The organism is Neorhizobium sp. T6_25 (assembly GCF_002968555.1).
GTDB lineage: Bacteria > Pseudomonadota > Alphaproteobacteria > Rhizobiales > Rhizobiaceae > Neorhizobium.
This window is the reverse complement of record NZ_PVBL01000001.1, coordinates 82,624-108,180: the sequence shown is the minus strand read 5'-3', so window position 1 is coordinate 108,180 and position 25,557 is coordinate 82,624. Positions and strand designations below refer to the sequence as shown.

Annotated in this window: 27 protein-coding genes; 15 read left to right on the top strand and 12 right to left on the bottom strand. The window is 61.2% G+C overall.

From position 1 onward, the window contains the following. The first annotated feature begins 107 nt into the window (after positions 1 to 107). Together C5L10_RS00495 and C5L10_RS00490 are read left to right on the top strand one after the other, a co-directional pair. On the top strand, positions 108 to 893 hold the full coding sequence (locus C5L10_RS00495) for an IclR family transcriptional regulator (RefSeq protein WP_105428063.1): 786 nt from the start codon (positions 108 to 110) through the stop codon (positions 891 to 893). Between the two features lie 72 nt (positions 894 to 965). Then, complete coding sequence (locus C5L10_RS00490; RefSeq protein WP_105428062.1) at positions 966 to 1,688, top strand: ribonuclease activity regulator RraA; 723 nt, start codon at positions 966 to 968, stop codon at positions 1,686 to 1,688. A gap of 127 nt (positions 1,689 to 1,815) precedes the next feature. Here C5L10_RS00490 and C5L10_RS00485 read toward each other — a convergent pair whose 3' ends face one another. Further along, a complete protein-coding gene (locus C5L10_RS00485) occupies positions 1,816 to 2,934 on the bottom strand; it encodes a LacI family DNA-binding transcriptional regulator (RefSeq protein WP_105428061.1) in 1,119 nt (372 codons plus the stop codon). Between the two features lie 165 nt (positions 2,935 to 3,099). Between C5L10_RS00485 and C5L10_RS00480 the strand changes: the two genes are divergently transcribed. The 5 genes from C5L10_RS00480 (at position 3,100) to C5L10_RS00460 (ending at position 7,446) form a co-directional block, all read left to right on the top strand. Further along, a complete protein-coding gene (locus C5L10_RS00480; protein ID WP_245447876.1) occupies positions 3,100 to 4,248 on the top strand; it encodes an FAD-binding oxidoreductase in 1,149 nt (382 codons plus the stop codon). Positions 4,249 to 4,274: 26 nt separating this feature from the next. Continuing rightward, positions 4,275 to 5,045, top strand: a complete 771-nt coding sequence (locus C5L10_RS00475; RefSeq protein ID WP_105428059.1) for an amino acid ABC transporter ATP-binding protein — start codon at positions 4,275 to 4,277, stop codon at positions 5,043 to 5,045. A gap of 97 nt (positions 5,046 to 5,142) precedes the next feature. Further along, positions 5,143 to 5,988: a transporter substrate-binding domain-containing protein gene (locus C5L10_RS00470; RefSeq protein ID WP_105428058.1), complete on the top strand. Its 846-nt coding sequence runs from the start codon at positions 5,143 to 5,145 to the stop codon at positions 5,986 to 5,988. Positions 5,989 to 6,060: 72 nt separating this feature from the next. Beyond that, a complete protein-coding gene (locus C5L10_RS00465) occupies positions 6,061 to 6,720 on the top strand; it encodes an amino acid ABC transporter permease (protein ID WP_205837000.1) in 660 nt (219 codons plus the stop codon). Positions 6,721 to 6,723: 3 nt separating this feature from the next. Then, positions 6,724 to 7,446 (top strand): amino acid ABC transporter permease, encoded by a 723-nt coding sequence (locus C5L10_RS00460; RefSeq protein WP_105428056.1) that lies wholly within the window; start codon positions 6,724 to 6,726, stop codon positions 7,444 to 7,446. A gap of 30 nt (positions 7,447 to 7,476) precedes the next feature. Here C5L10_RS00460 and C5L10_RS00455 read toward each other — a convergent pair whose 3' ends face one another. The 7 genes from C5L10_RS00455 to C5L10_RS00425 form a co-directional block, all read right to left on the bottom strand. Then, positions 7,477 to 8,118: a CDP-alcohol phosphatidyltransferase family protein gene (locus C5L10_RS00455; protein ID WP_105428055.1), complete on the bottom strand. Its 642-nt coding sequence runs from the start codon at positions 8,116 to 8,118 to the stop codon at positions 7,477 to 7,479. Beyond that, positions 8,115 to 8,510 (bottom strand): hypothetical protein, encoded by a 396-nt coding sequence (locus tag C5L10_RS00450; RefSeq protein WP_105428336.1) that lies wholly within the window; start codon positions 8,508 to 8,510, stop codon positions 8,115 to 8,117. Before C5L10_RS00450 ends, C5L10_RS00455 begins: the two co-directional genes overlap by 4 nt. Beyond that, the gene (locus tag C5L10_RS00445; RefSeq protein WP_105428054.1) at positions 8,510 to 9,457 is read right to left on the bottom strand and encodes a phosphatidate cytidylyltransferase; all 948 of its coding nucleotides are present in this window, start codon (positions 9,455 to 9,457) and stop codon (positions 8,510 to 8,512) included. Before C5L10_RS00445 ends, C5L10_RS00450 begins: the two co-directional genes overlap by 1 nt. Next, on the bottom strand, positions 9,454 to 10,098 hold the full coding sequence (locus C5L10_RS00440) for a lysophospholipid acyltransferase family protein (RefSeq protein WP_105428053.1): 645 nt from the start codon (positions 10,096 to 10,098) through the stop codon (positions 9,454 to 9,456). Before C5L10_RS00440 ends, C5L10_RS00445 begins: the two co-directional genes overlap by 4 nt. A gap of 227 nt (positions 10,099 to 10,325) precedes the next feature. Next, positions 10,326 to 11,087 carry an amino acid ABC transporter ATP-binding protein gene (locus tag C5L10_RS00435; protein ID WP_105428052.1) on the bottom strand — a complete coding sequence of 254 codons (762 nt, stop codon included), beginning with the start codon at positions 11,085 to 11,087 and terminating at the stop codon, positions 10,326 to 10,328. Then, the gene (locus tag C5L10_RS00430; protein ID WP_046669184.1) at positions 11,084 to 11,764 is read right to left on the bottom strand and encodes an amino acid ABC transporter permease; all 681 of its coding nucleotides are present in this window, start codon (positions 11,762 to 11,764) and stop codon (positions 11,084 to 11,086) included. Before C5L10_RS00430 ends, C5L10_RS00435 begins: the two co-directional genes overlap by 4 nt. Positions 11,765 to 11,842: 78 nt before the next feature. Next, entirely contained in the window at positions 11,843 to 12,616 is a 774-nt protein-coding gene (locus tag C5L10_RS00425) for an amino acid ABC transporter substrate-binding protein (RefSeq protein ID WP_105428051.1), read from the bottom strand. Between the two features lie 371 nt (positions 12,617 to 12,987). Here C5L10_RS00425 and C5L10_RS00420 point away from each other — a divergent pair, with 371 nt between their 5' ends. The 8 genes from C5L10_RS00420 (at position 12,988) to C5L10_RS00385 (ending at position 21,054) form a co-directional block, all read left to right on the top strand. Beyond that, positions 12,988 to 13,746 carry an IclR family transcriptional regulator gene (locus C5L10_RS00420; RefSeq protein ID WP_245447875.1) on the top strand — a complete coding sequence of 253 codons (759 nt, stop codon included), beginning with the start codon at positions 12,988 to 12,990 and terminating at the stop codon, positions 13,744 to 13,746. A 5-nt stretch (positions 13,747 to 13,751) separates the two neighbouring features. Beyond that, positions 13,752 to 15,461 carry a hypothetical protein gene (locus tag C5L10_RS00415; RefSeq protein ID WP_245447874.1) on the top strand — a complete coding sequence of 570 codons (1,710 nt, stop codon included), beginning with the start codon at positions 13,752 to 13,754 and terminating at the stop codon, positions 15,459 to 15,461. Further along, entirely contained in the window at positions 15,458 to 16,180 is a 723-nt protein-coding gene (locus C5L10_RS00410; protein ID WP_105428050.1) for a hypothetical protein, read from the top strand. Before C5L10_RS00415 ends, C5L10_RS00410 begins: the two co-directional genes overlap by 4 nt. Beyond that, positions 16,177 to 17,148 (top strand): dipeptidase, encoded by a 972-nt coding sequence (locus C5L10_RS00405; protein WP_105428049.1) that lies wholly within the window; start codon positions 16,177 to 16,179, stop codon positions 17,146 to 17,148. The genes C5L10_RS00410 and C5L10_RS00405 overlap by 4 nt, the downstream gene beginning before the upstream one ends. Before the next feature lie 14 nt (positions 17,149 to 17,162). Then, on the top strand, positions 17,163 to 18,203 hold the full coding sequence (locus C5L10_RS00400; protein WP_105428048.1) for an ABC transporter substrate-binding protein: 1,041 nt from the start codon (positions 17,163 to 17,165) through the stop codon (positions 18,201 to 18,203). 97 nt (positions 18,204 to 18,300) lie between these two features. Then, positions 18,301 to 19,149: an ABC transporter permease gene (locus C5L10_RS00395; protein ID WP_105428047.1), complete on the top strand. Its 849-nt coding sequence runs from the start codon at positions 18,301 to 18,303 to the stop codon at positions 19,147 to 19,149. A gap of 6 nt (positions 19,150 to 19,155) precedes the next feature. After that, positions 19,156 to 19,959: an ABC transporter permease gene (locus tag C5L10_RS00390; protein WP_105428046.1), complete on the top strand. Its 804-nt coding sequence runs from the start codon at positions 19,156 to 19,158 to the stop codon at positions 19,957 to 19,959. 30 nt (positions 19,960 to 19,989) lie between these two features. Then, positions 19,990 to 21,054, top strand: a complete 1,065-nt coding sequence (locus C5L10_RS00385) for an ABC transporter ATP-binding protein (RefSeq protein WP_105428045.1) — start codon at positions 19,990 to 19,992, stop codon at positions 21,052 to 21,054. A gap of 51 nt (positions 21,055 to 21,105) precedes the next feature. Here the strand turns inward: C5L10_RS00385 and C5L10_RS00380 are convergent, their stop codons facing one another. Genes C5L10_RS00380 through C5L10_RS00365 form a run of 4 tightly spaced genes read right to left on the bottom strand, consistent with a single transcriptional unit; the run spans position 21,106 to position 25,482 of the window. Continuing rightward, the gene (locus C5L10_RS00380; RefSeq protein ID WP_105428044.1) at positions 21,106 to 21,987 is read right to left on the bottom strand and encodes a dihydrodipicolinate synthase family protein; all 882 of its coding nucleotides are present in this window, start codon (positions 21,985 to 21,987) and stop codon (positions 21,106 to 21,108) included. Positions 21,988 to 22,023: 36 nt separating this feature from the next. Next, complete coding sequence (locus tag C5L10_RS00375; protein ID WP_105428043.1) at positions 22,024 to 23,640, bottom strand: ABC transporter ATP-binding protein; 1,617 nt, start codon at positions 23,638 to 23,640, stop codon at positions 22,024 to 22,026. Then, complete coding sequence (locus tag C5L10_RS00370; protein WP_105428042.1) at positions 23,633 to 24,556, bottom strand: ABC transporter permease; 924 nt, start codon at positions 24,554 to 24,556, stop codon at positions 23,633 to 23,635. Before C5L10_RS00370 ends, C5L10_RS00375 begins: the two co-directional genes overlap by 8 nt. An 11-nt stretch (positions 24,557 to 24,567) precedes the next feature. After that, a complete protein-coding gene (locus C5L10_RS00365; protein WP_046605928.1) occupies positions 24,568 to 25,482 on the bottom strand; it encodes an ABC transporter permease in 915 nt (304 codons plus the stop codon). Positions 25,483 to 25,557 lie beyond the last annotated feature (75 nt).

Sequence of the window (25,557 nt, the reverse complement as noted above, 5' to 3'; positions counted from 1 at the left end):
ACTTCCTCCTGTAAGCGGGTAGTGTCAAATATGACACTTGCGACGCCAACATGCTCGTTCGATCTCAAGGAGTCAAGGCAACAATTCGCATATGGAATCTGAAGTTCATGATTGAACCAAAACACGGGTCTCCGGTGGTGGAAAAGACGGCGCATCTGCTGGAGGCGGTCGCCGATGCGAGGACCGGAATTTCGCTCGGCGCATTGGTCGATCAACTCGGAGTGCCTCGTTCGACCGTGTATCGCATCCTCAATTCGCTGACCGCACATGGACTTGTGGCTCGGGTGAATGGCGGAGCTTCCTACGAGTTGGGGCCGAAATTCGTGCAGCTTGCGCGGCGTATTTCGCCCGGCGCGGATAGGGTGACATTGATCGAGGCGGCGAGGCCGATTTTGGCGGCCGCGGCCGACAGGATCTACGAATCCTTCAGGCTGGCGGCGCCCGAAGGTAATGAAATGATGACGATATTTGCGGCTTCCAGCCCTGGCGACTACGCCCTGTTCATCAAGGTCGGCGGCCGTTCGCGCAAGCATGTCGGTGCGGCCGGCAAGCTTGCTCTGGCCTATTCCGACTACAACGAGATCGAGGTCTACTGCGCCGGCGGGCTGGAGGCCCGGACGCCGTATACGATCACCGATCCTGAGACGTTAAAGGAAGCGCTTGCGGAAATTCGCCGCAGCGGAAGTGCGGAAGACAATCAGGAATCCAATCTCGGCCTTCGAGCTTTCGCCGCTCCCATATTCGATTCAGCAAGTCGCCTGGTCGCCACCGTCAGCGTGCCGTTCATCGGCGAGGCGACGCCGGAGCGCGCTCGATCAATCAAGCGCGAGGTCCTCGACGCCGCTGCCATGGTGATGAGGGCTATCAATGGCGCTCATCCGATGTCCAAATAAGAAGGTAGAAATTCCTTATTGAACTATCGTGTCGTTATGCTAGACCTCGCAGCCGGACAAACGGAGGTTATCATGACGGCGTTGGACCCCTCGGTTTACGCAAAGCTTTTGCGGACAAATTCGGCGACCCTGAGCAGCTTGCTGCTGAAGCGTGGGCTCAGGAACACTGCGGTTCGCGGCGTGCGACCGCTCGCAGGCGCCGACAAGCCGATGATCGGGCCGGCGGTCACCGTCCGCTACATTCCCGCCCGGGAGGATATCGACGGTTCGACCTACAGTTCCGATCCGTCCAATCAGCAGCGCAAGGCGATCGACACGATACCCGAGGGGCACGTCCTTGTATTCGATTGCCGTTCGCTGGCGGAGATTGCCGGGATTGGCGCGATGCTGGCCCGGCGCCTTGTCTACCGCGGATGCGCTGGCCTTGTCTTGGATGGCGGCGTTCGCGATACGGCCGATATCGCCCAGCTCGGGCTCCCGACCTATTGCATGGGACCGGCGGCTCCGGCCAATCTGGTTGCCCACCATGCGTCCGACATGAACCAGCCGATCGCCTGCGGTGGTGTCGCGGTTTATCCCGACGACATCATCTTCGGCGACACCGAGGCTGTCATCGTCATCCCCCGGGAATATGTGAACGAGATCGCTGACGAGGCCGTTGCAATGGAGGAGCAGGAGGAATTCCTGAAGCTGGAGATCGAGTCCGGCAAACCGACACTTGGCGTCTATCCGCCAAACGCGGAAACGCTCCAGCGGTTCGAGGCTTGGCGCAGGGCTCGCGTCGAGGCCGTTTAACGCTGGGTGACTGCCAACATTCGGCGAGTTCGGCCCTGCAGCTCGCTCAAGGTGGAATCTTCATCTACGGAGACACGCTGGGGCCCCGGCGATGTGGTTAGACTCAACGGCAATCAAACAACCGGCATCAGCCGATTTTCGCGGCACTCTTCTGAAGAACGGCGCCGCTCTCTTTAAGCTCCGGCGGAGCTCCTATCGATTGTCGCCTGATGAGTGTGGTCGCAAGGACCCGGCAGCGTGGCGCATCGCCAGTGCCGGTAATGCGCCGGACGAGGATTTGCCCGCTTTCGAAGCCGAGATCGTAGACCGGCTGGGCAATCACCGTAATCGGCGGGCTGGTCACGCTCGTCCAGTCGGCATCGTGGAAAGCGATCAGCGACAGGTCTTGAGGGATGGACATACCCAGCCTGCGAAGGGTTTTGAACACTTCAAGCGCCACCACGTTATCCGACGCGAGTATGGCAGTCGGCCTGTCGGCGCCCTGAAGCAGCTCGGAAATGATCTTGTCACCCTCGCCGCGGCGGTTGGCACCGAGCCGGATGTAGCGCTCCGGATGCTCGATACCGGCAGACCGGCTTGCCGCGACGACGCCTTCTATTCTCTCCATCACCGTGCTCAGATTGATCTGGTGCGGTCCCCGGTAGATCGGGTCGTCCGACTCCGTGGCTGAGATGTAGGCGATGCGGCGGTGGCCGGCCTCGATCAGGGCTCGCGTGGCGGCCTCGGCCGCCTGCCGGTCGTCCGTAACGACGGCATCGACCGCGAGATCCGGGATGGTCCGGTCCAGAAGGACGAGAGGTCGGCCGGATCGCTGGACCTCGTGCAGGTGCTGTGTCTCATATACGGAGGCCGGAGTAACGATCAATCCATCCACGCGCTTGCCCAGCAAGACGCGTACGGCCGCCTTTTCCTTGGCTGCATCCTCGCCGGAATTGGAGAGGATGACATCGAAGCCGGCAGCGTGTGCCGCATCGCTGATCCCGCGCACGGCCTGGCCGAAATACGGGTTTTCGATATCGCCGACGATGACCCCGATCGTCTTCGACTTTCCGGTCGTCATGCTGCGCGCAAGCTCGTTGGCCTGATAGCCAAGCTTCCTTGCGGCTTCGCGCACCTTCTCCTTTACGACAGGGCTCGCCGTCCCGTAGCTGCCGAGAACGCGTGCGGCGGTCGCCTTGGATACACCTGCGCTCTGCGCAACGTCCGAGATGGTGACAAGCCGCTTTGACGTCGTTCTTTTCATCATGCTCCGTGACATAGGCTGAGAAAAAAACGGCGTCAAGAAAATCACACCATTGACATGTGAGACCGGTCTCAAATACGCTTGATACCGGTCTCACAAGCAAAAACGTGTGCTTTGCACTCGGATCGACGACGCCCATACGATAATCCAAGACGAAGGAACATGCAGTTGACAACCTCATCCTCCAACCAGCGGATTACCGTCATCGGTGGCGGCATTTTCGGTGTTTCCTCGGCGGTTCATCTGGCCCGGCTGGGCGTGCAGATCACCCTAGTCACGGAAGCGGCGTTCGCCAGCGGGGCGTCCGGCCGGTCGCTGGCATGGCTCAACTCGGCGCGTTTCCGTTCCGCCGAATATCACCGTCTTCGGGTCGTCGGCATCGATCGTTATCGGACACTGGCAAACCGTAATGAAGGCGCTGCGTGGCTGCGCTTCGACGGTGGCCTGACATGGGATGCGGACGACGCGTCGAACCGGATTGCGGAAGCCTTCGCTCACGAGCAATCGATCGGTTATGACTGCCAGCTTCTTGCCGCAGCAGAAGTGGTGAGGGTCACGCCCGGCATCAACGCGGCCGCGATTTCGCGCCAGGGCGCGATTTTCAATCCGGGTGAGGGCTGGGTGGATCTGCCATCCCTGATCGATATCCTTCTCAAGGAATTCAAGGCCCTTGGCGGCCAGGCCGTGGCCCATGTCGGAAAGGCGAGCGTCGACATCAAGGGTGGTCGGGCAGCCGGGGTCTCGACTGCAAATGGAACGTATATAAAGGCGGATGCCGTTCTCGTTGCCAGCGGCGCAGCCGTGCCGGCGATGGCAAAACAGGCGGGCCATGCCATTGTCGATGGAACCCCGATCGCCCTTCTTGTCAAATCGAAACCTTTCAGATCCGCAGTGCGCGCCGTCCTCAATACGCCCAACGTGGCGCTGCGCCCGACGCCGGATGGTGCGATCGTCTGCGATTCCGCATGGTCGGAGGAAGAGCTCAATCGCGTGTCCGATGGGACCTACGAGGTGAAAGATGAGACGCTTCGTCGTCTTCTTTCGGAAGCCTCGAACGTGCTCGAGGGTAACCCAGCGCTGGAATTGGAAAGCTATCACTGCGGGCCGAAGCCTGTGCCGGGTGATGGGGAACCGGTGATCGGTCCGCTCGAGGGTATTCCGGGTTATTTCGTCGCCTTCAGCCATAGCGGCGCGACACTCGGACTGATTGCCGGTGAACTCATCGCGCGGGAAATGGTGACCGGGGAGGCGAGCCCTCTGCTTGCGAATTTCCGGCCGGCCCGTTTTGCGCAGAAAAGCCGCGCTTTGGCATCGTAAGCTGAGCTGCAGGGAGGAGATTGCAGATGACGGCGAATGAGAAGAATTCAAAGATGGTCGATCCGGAAATTGCCGTCGAATTGTCCGGCGTCGACAAATGGTTCTCCATCCTCCAGGTGCTGCACGACGTCAACCTTACCGTCAGGTGTGGTGAAAAGGTGGTCGTTTGCGGTCCCTCGGGTTCCGGCAAGTCCACCATGATCCGTTGCATCAATTACCTGGAAAAGCACCAGAAGGGCCGCATCGTCGTCAACGGCACGGAACTGACGGACAACAGGAAGGTCATCGACCGGGTCCGGCAGGATGTCGGCATGGTGTTTCAGAACTTCAATCTCTATCCGCATCTCACTGTGCTCGAGAACTGCACGTTGGCTCCCCGCTGGGTAAAGGGCGTTGCGAGAAAGGATGCCGAGGCTGTGGCGCGCGCCTATCTGGAGCGGGTGCGAATTCCCGATAAGGCGGATTTCTATCCAAGCCAGTTGTCCGGCGGACAGCAGCAGCGCGCGGCGATCGCCCGATCGCTCTGCATGAGCCCGAAGATCATGCTGTTCGACGAACCGACCTCCGCACTCGATCCGGAACTCGTGCGCGAGGTGCTGGACACGATGGCGCAGCTGGCGAGCGACGGCATGACCATGGTGTGCGTCACGCATGAAATGGGTTTCGCGCGGCAGGTGGCGGATAGGGTGGTGTTCATGGACGCGGGCAGGATCATCGAGACAGCGCCGCCCGAGGAGTTCTTCAGCAATCCGAGGGAAAGCCGGACGAAGGCGTTTCTCAGCCAGATACTGCACTAGCGGGTCTGATTTTCTGCATCCGGACTGGTTGCGGCAAAAAGCATACGGACGGGCAAACGTTCGATGGCAAAACAATGAAACGAAGGGAACGACTGTCATGTACACATCCATCAGCATGCTTCGCCGCAGGGCCGTAGCCTTCGGCGCTCTTGCCGTCCTTGCGCTTCCGGCGCTGCCCGCCTCGGCTCAGGCCGTACCCAAGGCGATCAAGGATGCCGGCGTGATCCGCATCGGCGTCAAATGCGATTCTCCTCCATTCGGGGCATCCGGCACCGACGGCAAGCCGGCCGGCATCGAGATCGAAATGGCGAAGCAAATCGGCATTGCCGCCCTAGGGGCCGCGGAAAAGGCGGAATTGAGCTGCGTGGCGACGGACGCCCGCATTCCCTCCCTGACGGGCGGAAAGATCGACCTGATCATTGCGACGCTCGGCAAGACGCCGTCGCGCGAACAGGTGATCGACTATTCCGATATCTACTACTGGGGCAGCAGCCGGGTGATCGTACCGAAGGACAGCAAGGTCCAGAAGCTGGCCGACCTCGACGGCAAGTCGATGCTCATCATCAAGGGTGGGTCGCAGCTGAAGTGGCTGAAGGAACGCATTCCGAGCCTGGAATTCGTCCAGCTCAACACCAATGCAGACAATCTGCAGGCGCTGCAGCAGGGCCGCGCCGACGGATATGTGGGCGATGCGATCACGATCGCGACGCTTGCGGCCAACTATCCGGAATTCCGCACGCTGGAAGAGCCCGTCGATCTCGGCTTCAATGGCGTCGGCGTGCGCAAGGGTGAGGACGAACTCAAGGCTTTCGTCAATGGTGTGGTCAAGAAGCTGAAGAACGAGAAATTTTACTCAAAGACGGTGCCGACCTTCGTCAAGGATCCGGTCGTCGCGGCTGAAATGGTAAAGTCCTTCGAAACGGATCCGCCGGCCGCAAAGTGAGCGAACCCGGTCCTGACGGTTTCGACCGCCAGGACCCCATGTTCACCGGTATTTTCGAGCAGGATGACGGCCATGGATTTTGCCTATATTCTCGACGCCCTGCCGGACCTGATGACCGGCCTCAAAATGACGCTGATCGTCAGCTTTGTCGCAATAGTCCTGTCCTGCCTTATCGGCCTGTTAGGCGCGGTTTTGCGGACAAGCGGGGTCAAGCCGCTGCGATATGCTGTCACGGCCTATGTCGAATTCATCCGAGGCACGCCTTACCTCGTGCAGATATTCTTCATCTTTTATGGCCTTCCGAGCCTGGGGCTGCGCTTCAGCATCTTCTGGTCCGGGGTCATTGCTCTCACGGCCTGGGCAAGTGCCTTTCAGATCGAAAATTTCCGGGCAGGGCTCGCGGCCGTTGGCAGGGGAATGCATGACGCTTCGGCGTCGCTTGGTCTCAAGCGATGGCAACATTCGGTATTCGTCATCCTGCCTCTGGCGACCCGCGCCGCTCTGCCGTCGGCGATGAATACGATCGTGGCGACGGTGAAGAATTCCGCATACCTGCAGGCGATCGGCCTGGTGGAGCTGACTTTTGTCGCCGTCGACCGGATCGCCTACGATTTCCGGGCAATCGAGATGTTCGCCTCGATTTGCGTGATTTATCTGATCTGCGTCTTCACCATTTCTGGCTTCGGCTACATGGTCGAACGGCGTCTCAGCCGACCTTTCGGCGGGAGGTAGACGATGCTGCTTCTGGAATTCCAGTCCTTCCTGTTGGACGGCCTCCTGAATACCCTGTTTCTTTCCTCAGTCATGATCGCCGGCGGCACGTTCTTCGCGGTGATCTTCGCCGCCGGTCTTTCCGCCCAATCGGCTTGGTTAAGGGGGCCTGTCTACGGCCTCGTCGAATGCCTTCGCGACATTCCGCTGATGGTCACGGTGCTGATGGTCTATTTTGTGTTGCCGCATGCGGGCCTGTCGTTCAATCCGTTCTGGTCGAGCGCGCTCAGCGTGTCGGTCTGGGGCGGCGCGAACGGCGCGCATATTATTCGCGCCGGCCTGCTGTCGGTGCCGAGCGGCCAGCGCGAAGCCGCCCTGTCATCCGGCCTGCGCGGCTGGAAAGGGTTGTTCCTGGTCATCGTCCCGCAGGCGATGCCTGTCATTCTGCCCCCTTACGTCAGCCTCGTCACCAGCCTTACCCAGGCGAGTTCTCTCGGCGCGGTCCTCGGTGTCAACGAACTGCTGCGCTCGGCGCAGATCCTCATCGAGCAGACGACCATCGCGCGCGGAGGAAGCCCGGCCTATCTGGTCTATGGCTCCATCCTTGTGGTGTATTTCGCGCTCTGCTGGTCGATCTCTGCCTTGGGGGCGAAGCTCGAGCGGCATTTCGCGACACCATACCAGAGGACCAATGGCAAGACCGGGCTTGCGAAGCCGGCGGTGGCGCTGCAGATCAGCACGACCTGAACAGCTATCCCGGTTCACGCGATAGCCTTTTCAGAGGGTTTTGAGGCGTATGATCAACGTCCTTGAGCGGCGGAATGCGGTGAGGGCTCCGCCGAGCGCGATGATGCCGAGACCAATCATCAGGACCTGATTATACCCGCCCCACAACGGCTCGATGATGGATATCAATCCTGCTGCAGTGATCGATGCCATCCGGTGCTGCTTGGCCATCGGGCCGGAAAAATCACTCGGATTGCCGGTGGCCCGGCCGAGTTCCCGGACATAGGCCGTCAATACCGCAAAAGCGCCGGCGGCCCAGCCGAGGCCGGGCATGCCGATCCCGTATCCAACGCCCGCGAAGATCAGAAGATCGGCGATGCGGTCCGGGAATTCGTTCCAGAACGGCCCATCCGGCGCTCCCTTTCCGCCTTCGACGGCGACCATGCCGTCAAACAGATTGCAAAGCAGCCGGCCCTGGCAGCAAAGCACGGCCAGCAGCAGGCAGGCAATGCGGGACCAACCGACCGTCTGTCCCGCCATATAGAAGGCGCCACCGGCAAGGGCCGCGGCGATTATGCTGGCCTGGGATATCTGGTTGGGGGTGATGGTTTTCGACGCCATCCATCGCGCGATCGAGCCTGCCCAGCGGGTATTGCGGCTTGCCAGCGGTCGCCTGTCGCCTGTCTCGGTCATGTCCCGGCACCTCGTCTTGCGGAGATCGAATAGTTGTAGATCGCGGCGTAGCTCGTCGATACGAGAAGCGGAACCGCAACCGTCTTGAGGATTTCTGGTGTACCGCTCGCCGAGTGGATCGTGACGAGAACCGCGGTCGAGCCAAAGCAGGCAATGAGCGGCGGCGCCCATAACCGTGTCAGGCCGTCAAAGCGCTTCGAAAGTCCGTCGATCACCGATTTCAGGAAAAGTGTCAGGCAGGCGGACATCACGCCCTGCACCAGACCGGAATAAAGCGGTATTGGCGTTGCATAGGCGCGATTGGCAAAGACGGCCCAGCCGCCCATGGCAAGAAACGCAAACAGCACATGCACCGTTCCGCTGCGTGCAAGCCGTTTCAGCGCATCCGGCATCACAGCGACCACCAGTAGCGCACGATGTGGAAGAAGATCGGGGCCGAGAACACGACGGAATCAAGCCTGTCGATCAGGCCGCCATGACCTTCGATGAGATTGCCCCAGTCCTTGATGCCGCGGTCCCTTTTGATCGCCGACATCACCAGGCCGCCGAAGAAGCCCATCAGCGTGATGATGAAAGCGAGGAGCCCTGCCTGAACAGGCGTGAACGGGGTTATCCACCAGAGGGCAGCGCCGATCAGAGTGGCGCTGATCACGCCGCCGACAAAGCCCTCGACGGTCTTGGATGGCGACAGTTTCGGTGCGATCTTGGTGCGCCCGAACAGCTTGCCCCAGACATATTGCAGCACGTCGCTCAGCTGGACGACGATCACCAGGAAGGCGATCAGCAGCACGTTGCGACCGTCATAGCCCGGTATGTTCAAGGTCAGCAGCGCCGGGACGTGCGAGGCGCAGAAGACGCAGATCATCAATGCCCACTGCACCTCCGCAATGCGGATCAGGAAACGCTCCGTATCGCCCCTGAGCACCGAGATGATCGGCATCAGCAGGAACGCATAGACCGGAATGAAGATCGAGAAGATGCCGTATTGTTCAGCCCAGAGCAGATAATACTGAACCGGCACCACGACGAAGAAGGCGGCCGCCAGTGCCCAATGGTCAGCCCTGCGGGTATTGATGAGGGTCACAAACTCCCGGAGCGCGGCAAATGAGCAAAAACCGAATAGAACGAGAACCCCGATACGGCCCGCCACGAAAGCGATGCCGATCAGGATAACCATGATCCACCAGGCCTTGATCCGGGCGTTGAGGTTTTCGATCGCCGCGTTCGAACCGTTTGGCGAGAGGCGCTGCTGCAGCACGTAACCAATGGCCGATGCGAGAATAAGTACGCCGAAAATACCGGCCACCAGCGTCAAGAGATCAGAATTCGCGGCACTCATTCACCACTCCCTGCAGGCTTGGGGGACAAAGCGAGAAGAGCCGTCTGCATGCGTTCAAGGAAAGTGTCCTTGGCCTCATCCGGTACCAAGCGCAGGGCGCTGCCGAAGGTGACAGTGCAGATCAGCGGTATCGGGACGATCTCACCCTTTGGCATGACCCGGTTGAGATTGTTGATCCAGACCGGGACCAGTTCTATGTCTGGGCGTGCCGCCGCCAGATGAAAAATGCCACTTTTGAACGGAAGGAGAGGGGCATCAGACTGGTTGCGCGTGCCTTCCGGAAAGAGGATCAGGGACGAACCAGCGTCGATCGCCGCGGCCATCTGGGTGACGGGATCCTCAGTCCTCTGGTCTCGCTCCCTGGCGATCAGAACCGCATTGAAAACGTCACGGCCGATAAAGCGGTTAAGCCGCGATTTCAGCCAATATTCAGCGCCGGCAACCGGACGAGCCTGACGACGGAGCCTTGGCGGCAACACCGTCCAGACCAGAACGAAGTCACCATGGCTGGAATGGTTGGCGAAATAAACGCAAGGGCGGGAGGGCAGGCCCTCTTCGGGCCAGATAGCGCGAACCGCCGTGACCGCACGGGCAAATACGACGATCGCCGCCGCCGCGGCCTTTGTTATAAAAGCCTTCATTCGTCCCCCGGTCGACGTGAGCGATAGCGCTGATCGAACTCTAGCATTGTCACGGTCGGAAGAAAGGGACTTTGGAACATTCCAACGAAATACAGCACCGATGTCGTCGCGCGCTTTACCTTTGAACGGCCTCGGTCACCCGGACGTCGGAAATCCACCCGGATTTGGCCTCCGTCGGCTCGTGGAAGCGCAGGCCCGGCGCCCACGTTCGGCGGGAAGAACGGCGCTCAGATATGTGTCGTCTGCGCCGCGTTGATCGATGAGATGAAGCTCTTCGTGCGTTCCTGTTTCGGATCGCCAAAGATCGCTTGCGCTCTGCCGGACTCGACCACTTTTCCGCTCTCGAGGAAAACCACGTGATTGGCGATCCGCGAGGCAAGGCGCAGATCGTGCGTCGCCATCACCATCGTCGTTCCTTCGGCAGCGAGCCGTCCGAGCACATCGATGACCTCGGCGGAAAGTTCGGGATCGAGAGCCGAGGTCGGTTCGTCGCAGAGGAGAACCCGAGGCGAAGGTGCGAGCGCCCGGGCGATCGCCACTCTTTGCTGTTGCCCGCCGGAAAGCTCTGACGGCCAGGCATCGGTCTTATGCGCCATTCCCACCTTGGTGAGCAGCTCGCTGGCGCGGTTATGGGCTCTTTCGCGCGGCCATTTGAGAACCGTCGTCAGCCCTTCCATGACATTCTCGATTGCTGTGCGATGCGGAAAGAGCTGGAAGTTCTGGAAGACCATGCCGGTCTGGCGGCGGATTTTCTGGATCGACTTCCAGCCGATCTTCATGCCGGGCTCGAAGTCGAGCTTTTCATCGCCGATGCGGACGGAGCCGGCGGTCGGGATCTCCAGGAGGTTGATGCAGCGCAGCAGCGTGCTCTTGCCGCCGCCCGAGGGGCCGATGAGCGCAGTGACGCTTCCCTCGGGGATGCCGAGGCTGATATCCTTCAGGATGACCGCATCGCCGAACCGCTTTTCGATGTTGGAAAGCTCGATCATCGGTTTGACTCCATCATGCCGCCATAACGGGCGAAACGCTTTTCAAGTCTGTTCTGCAACGACGACAGCACCGAGCTCAAGGCCAGATAGATCAAGGCCGCCTCGATATAGAGGATCAGCGGTTCGTAGGTCGTCGCGACGATCCGCTGGGCCGCCTGGAAGAGTTCCGGCACCGTGATCGCCGCGGCAAGCGACGTATCCTTGACCAGCGAGATGAAGGTGTTCGAAAGCGGCGGCACGGCGACGCGCGCCGCCTGCGGCAGGATGGTGCGGCTCATCGCCTGGCGCCACGACATGCCGATCGAATAGGCCGCTTCCCACTGCCCCTTCGGAACCGAGGAGATGACGGCGCGGATAATCTCGGAACTATAGGCGCCGATATTCAGGGTAAAGCCGATCAGCGCTGCCGGGAATGCATCGAGCAGGATGCCGATGCTCGGCAGGCCGTAGAAGATCACGAAAAGCTGCACAAGAAGCGGCGTACCGCGGATCACCCAGACGTAAAACCGGGCGATCAGCGCAAGCGGTGCCGGGCCGAAGAGCCGCGTCACCGCCGTGATCAGGCCGAGGATGAGCCCGAACAGGAAGGACAGCAATGTCAGCGGAACCGTAAAGCGGATGCCCGCCCACAGGAGGGTCGGAAGTGAATCCGACATCAGTTGAAGCCAGTGCGGCACGATGTGATCCTCAAAAAATGACACGTCCGGCGCAGGCGCCGGACGCTGGATTCATGCATTCAGGAACGACCTGGCAGCCTATTTCGAGACGTCCTGCCCGAAATACTTGTCCGAGATTTTCTGGTAGGTAGCGTCGGCCTTGATATCCGCTAGGGCCTTGTTGATCGCGCTAAGCAGTTCCGGTTCACCCTTGCGGATGATGATGCCGGAATAATCGGCATTATCCTGCTGCGCTGCGATCTTTACCGGCGCGTCGGGCTTCTGCTTCTTAAAATCCAGGAAGGAGAGGCTGTCGTTGATCGTCGCGTCGGCGCGGCGTGTCAGCACAAGCTGGATCGACTGGTCGAAACCGTCCGTACCCACAAGCTCGGCGCCCGACTGCTGAGCGATCTTCCCGAAGTTGCTGCTCAGCGACTGGGCGGATTTCTTGCCTTTGAGATCGGCAAAGCCCTTGATGTCGCTGTTGTCCTGGCGAACGATCAGCACCGCCTTGGAAGCGATGTAGGGCTCGGAAAAGTCGTATTTCTGCTTGCGGGCTTCGGTGATGCCGACCTGGTTGATGACGGCATCGTAGCGCTTGGCATCGAGGCCCGCGATAAGGCCGTCCCACTTGCCTTCCAGGAATTCTGCCTTGACGCCGATTTTCGCGGCCACGGCTTGCCCGATCTCCACGTCGAAACCGACGAGATTGCCGCTTGCGTCATGGAAGGTGAACGGCGCGTAGGTCCCCTCCGTGCCGATCTTGAAGATCCCGGAGGATTTGATGGCAGCGAGATTTTCGCCGGCGAGAGACGGCGTAAGGGCTGCCGCGTGAATAAGGGCCGCCGCGATAATCATTTTCAGCCGGAACATTTAGGTCATCCTTTCAGCAGTGCTTGCTGGCGACTAGATGACAGAAAATAGGACGCGGCGATTGAAAGAAAACCGCAAATAAAGCCGGCAAATGCGAATATTTTGCTCAGGTGCGGGGCGCCACTATCCCTTTTCCCAACGATAACGACGGGTGGCAGCCAACCGGCAGCCGGAATTTCGTCCTCGCGCGTGGATACACGTCACGGCTGTGGACTTACGTCACTCGGCCGTGTCGATGCCTGTGGTGCACTGAATTCAACGCAGAAAATTCCGAACACCCTGAACACCTTAGCGATGAACGTGCGGTTTTTCGCGCGCACTCGCCTCCGGCGCGATTGACATACATCAATGACGGTCAGATTATATTCAACATGGATACGACATATTCAAATAGAATACAAGAAGACAGCGGCGGTGTCCGCCCACTCTCCACGGTCCTGAAGACCATGGCGGTGCTGGACGTGCTGGCCTCCAGCGCTCGTGGGATGAAGCTGCCGGAGATCGCGTCGGCCATGGCGTTGTCGCGACCAACCGCCTACCAGCGGCTGCTCACGCTGATCGAAGCGGGCTGGGTCGAGCAGGATCAGGAGATGCGCTACCGGCTGTCGATGCATGCCTGCCGGCTTGCCGCGGCGGCCATGGAGCAGGCCAATCTTGGTGCGCGGGTTCAGCCGATCATCGAAATGCTGGTCCACCGGGTGAAGGAGACGGCTTCGCTGGCGGTGCTCGATCGCGGGCTTCCGTGCATCGTCTCGCGTGTCGAGTCCCAAAGCGTGCTGCGGGCGGAACAGAAGATCGGCACGACCATGTCGCTCGAGGGTTCCGCATCCGGCCGCATCCTGACCGCCTTTGCAGACGAACTGACGCTGGCCCGCCTGAAGGAAAGCGGCGAGCCGCTGGCTTCCGAAGAGCTCCTGGGCGAGGCGCGCGCGAACGGCTACGCGCTGTCGAGCGGCTATACCCATAGCGGCGTCGTCGCCATCGCCGCGCCGATCTTCGATCTCCATGGCAAGTGCACCTCGACGATCTCGCTGGTCATGCCGGAAATGCGCTTCGAGCTCGAGAGCTTCCGCGAGCCGCTTCTCGAAACCGCCCGTACCATCACGAAAATGCAGCAGGGAGAACGTTGACGGTCATGACCGCGACTTCCGAACAGGTGGCAAAGCCCCGACCGCGCCCGAGCCATGAGGTGATGAAGACCTCACGGCTGGCGGCAATCCAGCCTAGCCGGCTCAGCGGCACCCGCGCCTTCATGAACACGATGATCCGCGAGCGCTGGGACATCTCCAATGTCCTATTCGACGTGGACGGAAACGCCGAAGGAACCGTCGTTTATTCCATCAAGGCGCCGGACCAGGAATTCTCCTTCATCGGCTTTTCCCGTCCGCCGAGCCGCACGGCGCGCACCGGCCGTATCATCGGCCAGGCCTGGGACATGATGGGCGCGCTGATCGAAGGGCCGGCGACCGAAGTCGAGATCGAAACGGCGCGGCGGGAAATCCCAAAGCTCTATACGGGCCGGGCGACGGCCGGCACGCTCATCTGGTGCCGCTCGAACCGGTCGATGCGGGTCTTCGACCAGACGCTCGAAGCGCTTGCCGAAGGCCGCCAGCCCTCCGTCGCCGATCTTTCCAAGGTCTGCTACCTGATGCGCAATACCGGCCTCGACGGCAACGGCACGTTCGGGACGCGCTCCTTTCCGTCGCTCGGTGCCCGCCATGCGCTCGGTAGTGCCCTGCAGGCCCAGTTGCTGACCGCCTACCTGATGCGGGAATTCTCCTGCGACCTCGTCGAGCATCTGGCTGCCAAGAAGTCGGAGACCGCCGTGCGCCTCGACCCGCAGCTTCGCCGCTATATCGGCGTCGGCAATGGTTCGGCGCTCGGCCTTATCTTCTTCGTCCACAAACATCCGCGCCTGATCGACGGGCTTCTGTCCGCACGCGAAGCCGCCATTGCCATGGCCCGCGCGCTGAAGCTCGATGGGTCGGATTCCCGCATCGCCAGGCTGCTCGGACTTCTCCGCCAGGCAATCGTGTTCCGCAACCAGGACCAGATGGTCTACGAGACGTTTGCCTCCAGCGCCGACGTGGCAGCCGACCTCGAGAAGGTGGTGGCGGCGCTCGAAGAGCTCCGCCGAAGCGGAACGGTGTTTGGCCGTGCCACGGATTTCCCGCTTGATGTGCTTGCCGCAGAATTCGAAGAGGACCTCATCCCGGAAGCCTTCGAGACTTTCCTGTCGCTGCTGATCGAATTGGTGCCGGAAGAAGCCGACCGGCTCTTGGCAGCCATTGATGCTCCCGACGAATTCAGCATCTCGCCGGCCGAGACCGTCGAACAGCTCAAGGCGCTCGTCCAGGACGAATATCGATGGGCACTCGACACCGACATGGCCGGCCCCGAGGCCTATAAATATGTCTGGTACAAGTCGGAGACGGCGGAGGAACCGCGCCGAGGCGCCCGCGAGGAGGTCCCCGATGCGCTCGACCTCGGCCTCGATGTCTGCGGCGGCATCCAATCCCTTTTTGCCGATCTCGGCAGGGCCAAAGGTTCGCTCAGCATCGCCCGTTTCCTGATGAAACATCCCGAACACCGCTACATGGTGGCGCGCATTCAGAGCCTGCGCGGGCGGGACTATCATACGCCGCGCGCCAACATCAACGCGGAGGCTTTTGTGCCGATCGATCTCGTGCGGCTGATGAATGTCGGGATCCACGGCATCGACAAGACCCGTGACTTCCTGAACCGCAACCTGCGCGGCGTGCTCTATCACGGCGCACCGACCCCCGACGACCTTCGCGCCGGCTACACCGGCACCTGGTATTACCCGGCGGAGCCTGTTCTATGACATCCTCGCATTCATCTCCATCCATGCGTGTCATGCCTCGCGAAATGCGGCTGATGTCGGAGCGGATCCTTTCGCTGAGCAGCCTGCCCAAGGGCTTCTTCCTGACAGTCGGCGACATCCCTATGTATTCGCAAAAGCTTGGTCTTGGCGGCTTCAAGCTGCTCGACCAGCGGTTCGAGAGCTTCAAGTCGGCGGCTCCCGCCCGTATCGCGATCGCCGCCGAAGCCGGCAACCGCATGACGCTCGATGCTTGCGGCGAACACGCATGGTTCGTGCTGCCGACGGCGATCGATCTTCTCGGTGAGCTGACGGCCCGGTTCGGGTCGGTGGAGCTGACCATAACAGGGGCCACCGATGCCGAGGAACTTGCGCTTGCTGTGCGTTTTGGCGGTCGATCGGGGCTCTCGATCTCCGTATTCGGCAATGTATTGAAGGCTGTTCCGGCAGCTGTCACCGGCGACGTTCGCAAGGACGATCCTCTTCTCTGGTCGCTTCTGGAGAATGGCGCCGAGATCGAGAGCGACCTCTGGTGGCGCATCTACCACCTGGCGAAGCGGGCACTCGCGACCGACAGCGTCGTCTCGCGCCGCCATGCCGGCCCGATGATCGTCAACGAGGACGGCACCGTCATCGGCCGCAAGGACAATGACGACGAGACCGACGTCTCCTTCCTGTCGTCCAGCATTTCCGAACGTATGAAAGAGGGCGCGAGATCATGATCATCGACGGTTTGCAATGCGGGCATTTCGATCGAGCCGCCTTTGAATCTCTGAGGGCAGGGGATGTCGGCGGGGTCGTCAATACCTGCGGATTTTGGGAGGGCACCATCGAGTCCATGGACTCAATCGGCCGCTGGCGCGACCTGGTGCGCGAAAACTCCGACATTGCCGAGATCGCCCTTACCGCCGACGACATCAGCCGCATTTCCAGCGCGGGCAAGGTCGCGGTCATCATGGGTTTCCAGAACGCCAACCTCTTCGAAGGGCGGATCCGCTTCGTCGAGATGTTTGCCGAACTCGGCGTGCGCGTCGTGCAACTCACCTACAACAACCAGAACGAACTCGGTGGCTCCTGTTATGAGGCCGAGGATTCGGGCCTGGCGCGCTTCGGCAAGGAAGTGGTGCGTGAGATGAATGCCGCCGGCATTCTGGTCGATTGCAGCCATGTCGGCGACCGCACGACGCTCGATGCGATCAAGGTCTCCCAAAAGCCGATCGCCGTCACCCATGCCAACGCCCAATCGCTTTTCATGCACAAGCGTAACAAGTCGGACGACGTCATCAAGGCGCTGAAGGATACCGGCGGCGTGATCGGCTGCGCCGCCTATCGCAACATCACCGGCGACGACTTCTGCGCCTCGATCGAGGCCTGGTGCACGATGGTTGCGCGCACGGTGGATATTGCCGGCATCGACTCCGTCGCCATCGGCACCGACAAGAGCCACAATTTCAGCGCTCCCGATTATGCGTGGATGCGTAAAGGCCGTTGGACCCGCGGCGAGGACTATGGTGCCAGCGCTCCGGGCAAGCCGCTGAAGGCCGCGCCGCCGGTATGGTTCCAGAAGGTCGAGGACATCAGGGTAATCCCGGACGGTCTCAGCGCCGTGGGCTTCTCGAAGGAAGAAGTCGCGAAGATCACCCACCAGAACTGGCTGCGGCTCTACGAAGCCACCTTCAGAAAATCATAAAGAGGAGAACTGCAATGACTGGAATGAAGACATTTCTCATGCCTGACCGCCGCCGTTTCCTGAAGACGGCCGGCGCTGCGGTGACTGCTTCGCTTTCCGCCCCCTATCTTGCTCGCGCGCAGGAAAAGATCCTCTACGTGAACACCTGGGGCGGTCCCTGGGAGGCTGCGGCAAAGGCGCATCTGATCGATCCGTTCACCGCAGAAACCGGCATTCAGGTCAAGACCGTCTCCCCGGTCTCTTTCGCCAAACTCGCCCAGCAGGTGAAGACCGGCACCTACGAATTCGACGTCACCACGCTCGGCGGCGGCGAACTGGTGCGCGCCAACCAGGCCGGCATCATCGAAAAGCTCACCGAGCCCTACAAAGGCGGCCTCTTCGAAAACGGCGTCGCTTCGCACGCGTTCGCCACCGTCATGGCCTGGCGCAAGGATAAATATAAGGACACTCCGAAGACCTGGGCCGATTTCTGGAACGTCGAGAAGTTTCCCGGCGGACGGTCGCTGCAGCGATATGCGTCGCGGGTCATCCCGATTGCGCTTCTGGCCGATGGCGTCGCGGTCAAGGATCTCTATCCCCTTGATGTGGACCGGGCCTTCAAGTCGCTCGACAAGATCAAGCCGCATATCCGCGTCTGGTGGACTGCCGGCGCCCAGTCGACGCAGATCCTGCGTGACGGGGAGATCGACATGATCGGCATCTGGCACGGCCGTTATTTCGAGGCGGAGAAGGCTGGCGCTCCGGTTGCCATGACCTGGAACCAGGGCGAGATCGAACGCGCCTATTGGGTTGTCGCCAAAAAAACGCCGAACCTTGAGAACGCCAGGAAATTCGTCGAGTTCGCGACCAGTGCCAAGCCGCTCGCCGGCTTCTCCAAGGCTGCGGACTACGGCGCGCTGAACCCGGCATCCAACCAGTTCGTCGATCCGGCGGATGCCAAGCGCATGCCGACCTCGCCAGACAACTACAAGCTGACCTTCGAGCAGGACATGGCGAATTTGGGCATAGACCCGGCGGAGCTCGCCGAACGTTTCGAGGAGTGGGTCGCGAGCTGATCCGCTCTCCTGGATCAACTTGACCCGCTGGCCGGCATCGCGCGGAACGACCGCGCGATGCCGCAACGACCCTGCCTGCCATAAAAAGGGAACGGCAATGGGCATCAGCCTTTCAAAACTGACGGAAAAGACGAACATCTGGCCCTGGCTGCTGCTGGCGCCGCTCGGCATCTACATGCTTATCTTCTTCGCCGTGCCGCTTGCCGAAGTGGCGATCATGAGCTTCACCGAACCGAAGGTCTCGCTTGCGAACTACCAGAAGGTCGTCACCGGCGCGCTTTACCAGCGCGTCTTTCTGAACACCTTCACGACGGCCGCCTTCGTGACGCTCTGCTGCCTTCTGGTCGGTTATCCGCTGGCCTATCTGATGGCGCATTCCAAGCCGCGCACGGCAATGCTGATCCTGCTGCTCGTCACGATGAGCTTCTGGACGAGCTTCCTCGTCCGCACCTATTCCTGGATGGTTCTGCTCGGCAATAACGGCCCGCTGATTGCCTTGCTGCAGATGATCGGCGTCGACAAACCACCGCAACTTCTCTTTACCCGTTTCTCCTCGACGCTCGCCATGGTGCATATCCTGGCGCCCTACATGATCATGAACGTCTATTCGGTGATGAAGAAGATCGATCCGGCGCTGATCCGCTCGGCGGAAAGTCTCGGCGCCAAAGGCTGGTCGCTGTTCCGGCATGTCTACCTGCCGCTGACGGCGCCCGGTATCGCCAACGGTTCCGTCCTGGTCTTCGTCATCTGCCTCGGTTTCTATGTGACGCCGGTTCTGCTCGGCAGCCCGCGCGAGCAAATGGTCGCCGGCCTGATCGGACACCAGATCGAGGAGTTTCTCGCCTTCGGTCTGGGCTCCGCCATGGCGATGATCCTGCTCGTGGTGACACTCATCATCCTCACCATCTATCACCGCCGTTTCGGCCTCGACAAACTCTGGGGGTGAGCGAACATGAACACGTTCATGCGCTGGGCCGGTTTCATCGTCGTGCTCTTCATTGCGGCACCGCTCGTCATCGTCGTGCCGATGTCGTTTTCGAACGCGAGCTCCCTGCAATTCCCGCCGCCGGGTTACTGGTTTGGGTATTATCGGGCTTATTTCACCAGCATGGATTGGTTGATACCAACCTGGAACAGCATCCTGATCGCGACCGCGACGACCATCCTCACCATGGCCCTGGTCGTGCCTGCGACCTTCGCCCTGGTGCGCCACAAGTTTCGAGGCAAGGGGTTCGCCGACCTGATGATGCTGATGCCGATGGCGGTGCCGCATATCGTCATGGCGGTCGGCTACTATTCCTATTTCGGCGATCTCGGGCTGGTGCACAGCCATCTCGGCGTCATCCTGGCGCATACCTGCCTGTCGGTCCCGATCGCCTTCCTCGTCCTTTCGGCCAACCTCAAGGGTTTCGACCGAAACCTTGAACGGGCCGCGCAGAGCCTCGGCGCCAGCCCGGCGAAGACCTTCCTGCACGTCACCCTGCCGATCCTGCGACCGGGGCTGGTCATCAGCTCGCTCTTCGCCTTCATCCAGTCCTTCGACGAGACCGTGGTGGCGATCTTCATCTCGGGCCGCGATGCCGAGACCCTGCCGCGCAAGATGTTCGACAGCATCCGCCAGGAGGCCGATCCGGTGATCGCCGTCATCTCGACGCTGCTGTTCTTCGTCGTGCTGCTCGGCATAGCGGCTCCCTATTTCGCCAGCGCGCTGCGCAGCCGCGCCCCCAAGCCGAGCCGGCCGGCCGGCGCACATTGATCCTCGCAAGGACTTCCCCAAGGACTTCCCATGACGAACTATCTGCAACTCTCCAACATCACCAAGACCTACGGACATTTCACGGCGCTCGACGACGTGAGCCTGTCGGTCGAAAAAGGGGAGTTCGTGACCTTCCTCGGCCCGAGCGGCTCGGGCAAGACGACGACCCTGATGATCATTGCCGGTTTCGAAAAGGCGAGCGGCGGCAAGGTGGAAGTCGGTGGCCGATCGATCTCCGAGCTTGCGCCACACGAGCGCAATATCGGCATCGTGTTCCAGAATTATGCCTTGTTTCCGCACAAGACAGCGGTCGAAAACGTCTATTTCCCGCTGCAGATGCGTGGCGTCAGCCGCTCGCAGGGCTTGAGGCAGGCAGAGGACATGCTGTCTCTCGTCGGCCTCAAGGGCTTTGGTCATCGCCATCCGAAGGAATTGTCCGGCGGTCAGCAGCAGCGGGTAGCACTTGCCCGCGCCCTGGTTTTCGAGCCTTCGCTGCTTCTGCTCGACGAGCCGCTCGGCGCGCTCGACAAGAACCTGCGTGAGCAGATGCAGATCGAGATCAAGCGCATCCAGCGCAGCCTCGGCGTCACGACCATCTTCGTGACCCACGACCAGTCGGAAGCCATGTCGATGTCCGATCGCATCGTGGTATTCGAGAAGGGGAGCATCGAGCAGGTCGCAGCACCCCTGGATATCTACCATCGCCCGCAGACCTCGTTCGTCGCCGCCTTCATCGGCGAAAGCAACCTGATCCCGGCAATCATTACCAGCGGGGCCGGCAAAACGGCCGAAAACCCGACGCTTGGAGCCTTCCAATACTCGGAAGTAAATGCTCTTGCCGACGGCCAGAAGGTGACGCTTCTGATCCGCCCTGAGCATATCAAGCTGTCACGCAGCCCGATCGAGGGCCGCAAGAACGCCCGCATGATCGTCGAGACGATCGTCAACTACGGCGACAACGCGCTCGTGATCGGACGGGCAGGGGATATTCCGATGCGCGTCAGGGTGCTCGGGGCCGATGTGGTGATCATCAAGGAAGGCGAGGAATGCTGTATCAGCTGGGCGCCGGACGCGGTCTTCGTGATCACCAAATAGATTGCACTCGAAGCGAGTCGTAAACTTGGCGACACCTTAGGTCAGCAAACCCTACAGCAGCTCGTATCTTTTCAGGATTTCTCTTATTTTTTCGTCCTGAGCCTCGTCTGGAAGCAGGGCAGGCTGCCTGCTCGCGCCGACTGATTTGTCTTGCAGGTAAAGCGAGCGCTTGACCATGGCGGGCGCAAAGCCCAGCGCATAAAGCTCGGTACGAAAGGCGGTATAGATCGCCTGCTGACGCTCCGCTTCCTCGATGTCGCCGGAATTGAAGGCCGCAAGGATGCCGGCGAGCACGTGCGGCAGGGCGTTTCCGAGGCCTGATATGCAGCCTGCCGCACCGTTCTGGAGCGACCACAAGACGAGATGGTCGGGGCCGGAATAGACCTCGAAGCCCGGGTTTTCTTTCGAGACCTGGAGGTAGGCTGCCAGCGTTTCCTGAGCGCCACCAGAATCCTTGATGCCGGTGATATTGCCGTGCCCGGCAAGCTTTGCGGCCGTCGCCGGCTCGATGTGGTTCTGGGTCCGGGCCGGGATGTCATAAAGATAGACCGGCGTCTTGACCGCATCCGCGACCGTCAAGAAATGGCGGATCAGCCCGTCCTGCGTGCAGGCGATGAAGAAGGGGGTGATGACGGCGATGCCGTCGACGCCGATCCGGTCAAACTCTTTGGCGAGCTGCACCGTTTCGAAGGTGGCAGGCATCCCGGCATTGACGATGACTTTGGCGCGACCCGCAACCTCTTCGACCACGTGTTCGGTCAGGCGGATCTTCTCTTCGTGGGTGAGAGCCGTGAAATCACCATTGGTGCCGGCGCACATGATGTTGTTGCCCGCCGCCACCTGCCGGCGCACCTGGGCGCGGGTCGCCTCGAAATTGATCGTCTCGTCCTCGTTGAAGCAGGTCACGAGTGCGACAAAGGCATTTCTAGTCATTCAATCAACTCCGCTTATCCGCCGCTCGGCGGTGTGTCATGCACGTTTGAGACGGGCTGCCCGGTGTTCGGCCTGAACGTCCGGGTCCGGATCGAGGCTCGCTGCCAGGAGCGACCTTGTATAGGCTTCGCGGGGCGTCTCGAAGATTTCCCGGACCGTTCCCAATTCCACCACTTCACCCTTCTGCATGACCATGACGTAGTCCGCGAAGTCGCGAACGACGGGCAGGTCGTGGGCGATGAAGATGAAGGAGATGCCCATGTCCCGGCGCAGCTTGTCGAGAAGCGCGATGACCTGGGCCTGCACCGACACGTCGAGCGCCGACACCGCCTCGTCGCAGACGATCAGCTGCGGTTCGAGCGCAAGCGCCCGGGCAATTGCAATCCTCTGCCGCTGGCCGCCTGAGAACTGGTGCGGATAACGGCTCATGTGTTCGGTCGAAAGGCCTACCTGCACCAGCAGTTCCGCGACCCGTTCCCGCCATTGGCGCTTCGGCAGAATGTCGGGATGGATGGCCCATGCTTCCGATACGAGCTGGAACACCGTCATTCGCGGATTGAGCGACTGGGTGGGATCCTGAAACACCATCTGAAGGTCGCGCCGGAGCTTGTAGAGTTCCGATGGCGAAAGCTGAAAAAGATCGCGCCCCTTCCAGTGCGCCGTACCGGCGTCCGGCTCGTCCAGCCTCAGGAGAACGCGGGCGAGCGTCGATTTGCCCGAGCCGCTTTCGCCGACGATCGCCATGGTCTCGCCGGCCCTGAGATCGAACGAGACGCCTTTCAACGCATCGAAGGAGCCGTAGCGCTTGCGTATGTCCCGGACGCTGAGCAGCGGTTCGCCCGAAAGCTGCGCGATGTGCATCTCGCCCTTTCCAGGGGCGGCGCCGATCAGCTTTTTGGTATAGGGATGCGTCGGGTTCTTGTAGACGTCGCGAACCGTACCGGTCTCGACCAGCTCGCCTTTTTCCATGACGACGACGCGATCGGCGATTTCCGCCACCACGCCGAGATCATGGGTGATGATCAGCACGCCCATGCCGGTTTCCCGCTGCAGCTCCTTCAACAGCGCCAGCACCTCGGCCTGGACGGTCACGTCGAGCGCGGTGGTCGGCTCGTCGGCGATCAGCAGGTCGGGGCGCAGTGCAAGCGCCATCGCAATCATCACGCGCTGACGCTGGCCGCCGGAAAATTCGTGCGGATATTTGCCCATGGCGCCTTCCGGATCGGGAATGCCGACCCGCGTCAACAGGCGCACCGCTTCGCTCCTGGCCTGTTCGGCCGGCATGCCATGGGTCGTCATCGCCTCGCGGATCTGCCATCCGACCGTATAGACCGGGTTCAGATGGCTGAGCGGGTCCTGAAAGATCATCGCGATCCGCCGGCCGTTTGCCTCGCGGCGGGCCTGGGGCGGCATGGTCAGCAGGTCCTTGCCGTCAAGCAGGATCTGCCCGGCACTGATCCGCCCGGGCGGCATGTCGATGAGGTTCATGATCGCCGCTGACGAAACCGACTTGCCCGATCCGCTTTCGCCGAGGATCGCCAGGGTCTCGCCGCGGTCGAGATGATAGGAGATGTTGCGCACGGCATGCACGACGCCGGCGGCCGTGTGGAACTCGACCGAGAGGTTGCGGACTTCCAGCAGGTGCTCAGCCATTCTTTCGGCCTTTCATTTCCAGGCGCCAGCGCTGGACGGGGTCGAGCGCGATGCGCAGCCAGTTCGACAAAAGGTTGAGCGACAGGGTGGTCATGATGATCGCCAGTCCGGGCCAGAACGAGAGCCACCAGGCATTGGTCAGATACTGGCGCCCTTGGGAAATCATCAGCCCCCAGGTGATCGCGGGCGGCTGGATGCCGATACCGAGGAAGGACAACGCGCTTTCGGAAAGCATGACATAGGCGAAGTCCAGCGTCGCCAGCGTCGTGAGCGTCGGGAAAACCACCGGCAGGATGTGACGGAACAGGATGCGGTTCTGCGAAGCGCCCATCACCCGCGCCGCCTGCACGAACATCCGCTCACGGATTTCCAGCACTTCGGCGCGGGTGGTGCGCAGATAAACGGGGATGCGGGTGATCGACAGGACGGCGACCAGGTTCAGGATCGAGGAACCCAGAAGATAAAGGACGATCACCGCGATCAGCAGCGAGGGAAAGGACATGATCACGTCCGCCAGACGCATGATCACCTGCCCGACGCGCGGCGAAGAAAAGCCGGCGACGAGGCCGAGCAGTGTGCCGGTGACCGACGAAAGGATCACCGCGCCGGCGGCGACCATGATCGTATTCTGCGTCGCGACGATGATGCGGGCGAGCAGCGGCCGGCCGAGAGCGTCGGCCCCCATCCACCATACCCATTCACGGCTCCAGTCGAACGGCGCGAGGTTGCGGCCACGCAGGTTCTGCTTGGTGGCGAGCTCGCCGAGCCAGGATGGCCCGATCAGGGCAAGCACGATGATGGCGAGCAGGAAGATTACTGCGCAGAGCGCGAATTTGTCGGCCCAGAGCATCCGCGCCATGCGGACCGGGAAGGGGGGCTCGTGGGTGATCGTCGTATCGGAGGTGGAAACACTCATCGTTGCGCTCCTCAATGACGGATGCGCGGATCGAGAAGCGCATAGGCAAGGTCGATCAGCAGGTTCATGAGGAAGATCGCCAGCGCGGTCACCAGGATCGCGGCAAGGACGACGTTGAAATCCCGCTGCAGGATCGAGTCGATCATCAGCTTGCCGACACCGGGAAAACCGAAGATCGTCTCGACCACCACGGCGCCGTTCAAGAGGCTCGCCGCCTGGTCCCCGATGACGGTGATGACCGGCAGCATGGCGTTGCGCAGGGCGTGGATGAAGATGATCGGGCCGGCCTTGACGCCTTTTGCGCGCGCCGTCTTCACGTAGGCGGAGGAAAGCGCGCCGATCATCGAGCCGCGCACCACCTGCACGATGATGCCGAAGGGACGGACGAACAGCACGCCGATCGGCAGGATCCAGTGCAGGATCGAGCCGGTTCCGGAGGTCGGCAGCCATGCGAGGTTCACGGAGAAGACGACGATCGCGACGATGGCCAGCCAGAAATCCGGGACCGACGCGCCAACGAGTGAGATGATCGAGGAGAGCCGGTCGAAGAAGCCGCCGGAACGAAAGGCGGCGAGCGAGCCGACGATGATGGCCGCCGCGGTGACGAGCGACATGGTGATCACGGCAAGCCAGAGCGTCCACACGAAGGCTTCCGTCACCACACCCAGCGCTGGCCGTGCCTTGCGGAGCGATTCACCGAGATCCCCGGTTACCACGTCGCCGACATAACGTCCGAACTGCACCATCAGCGGATCGTTCAACCCGTGCAGCTCGCGGAACTGCTGCTTCATTTCGGCCGAAGCCTCGACGGGCAGGAAAAGAGCGGCCGGATCGCCTGTCAGGCGGGACAGGAAGAACACCAGCACGAGCAGCCCGACCAGTGAAATCAAGCTCGCCACGGAGCGCTTACGAATGAAACTGAGCATGTCGCCCTCGACTATTATGGCGGCGGATGGGTACCCGCCGCCTTTGGGTCGTGATTGGAAATCCGGCAGGCGGTT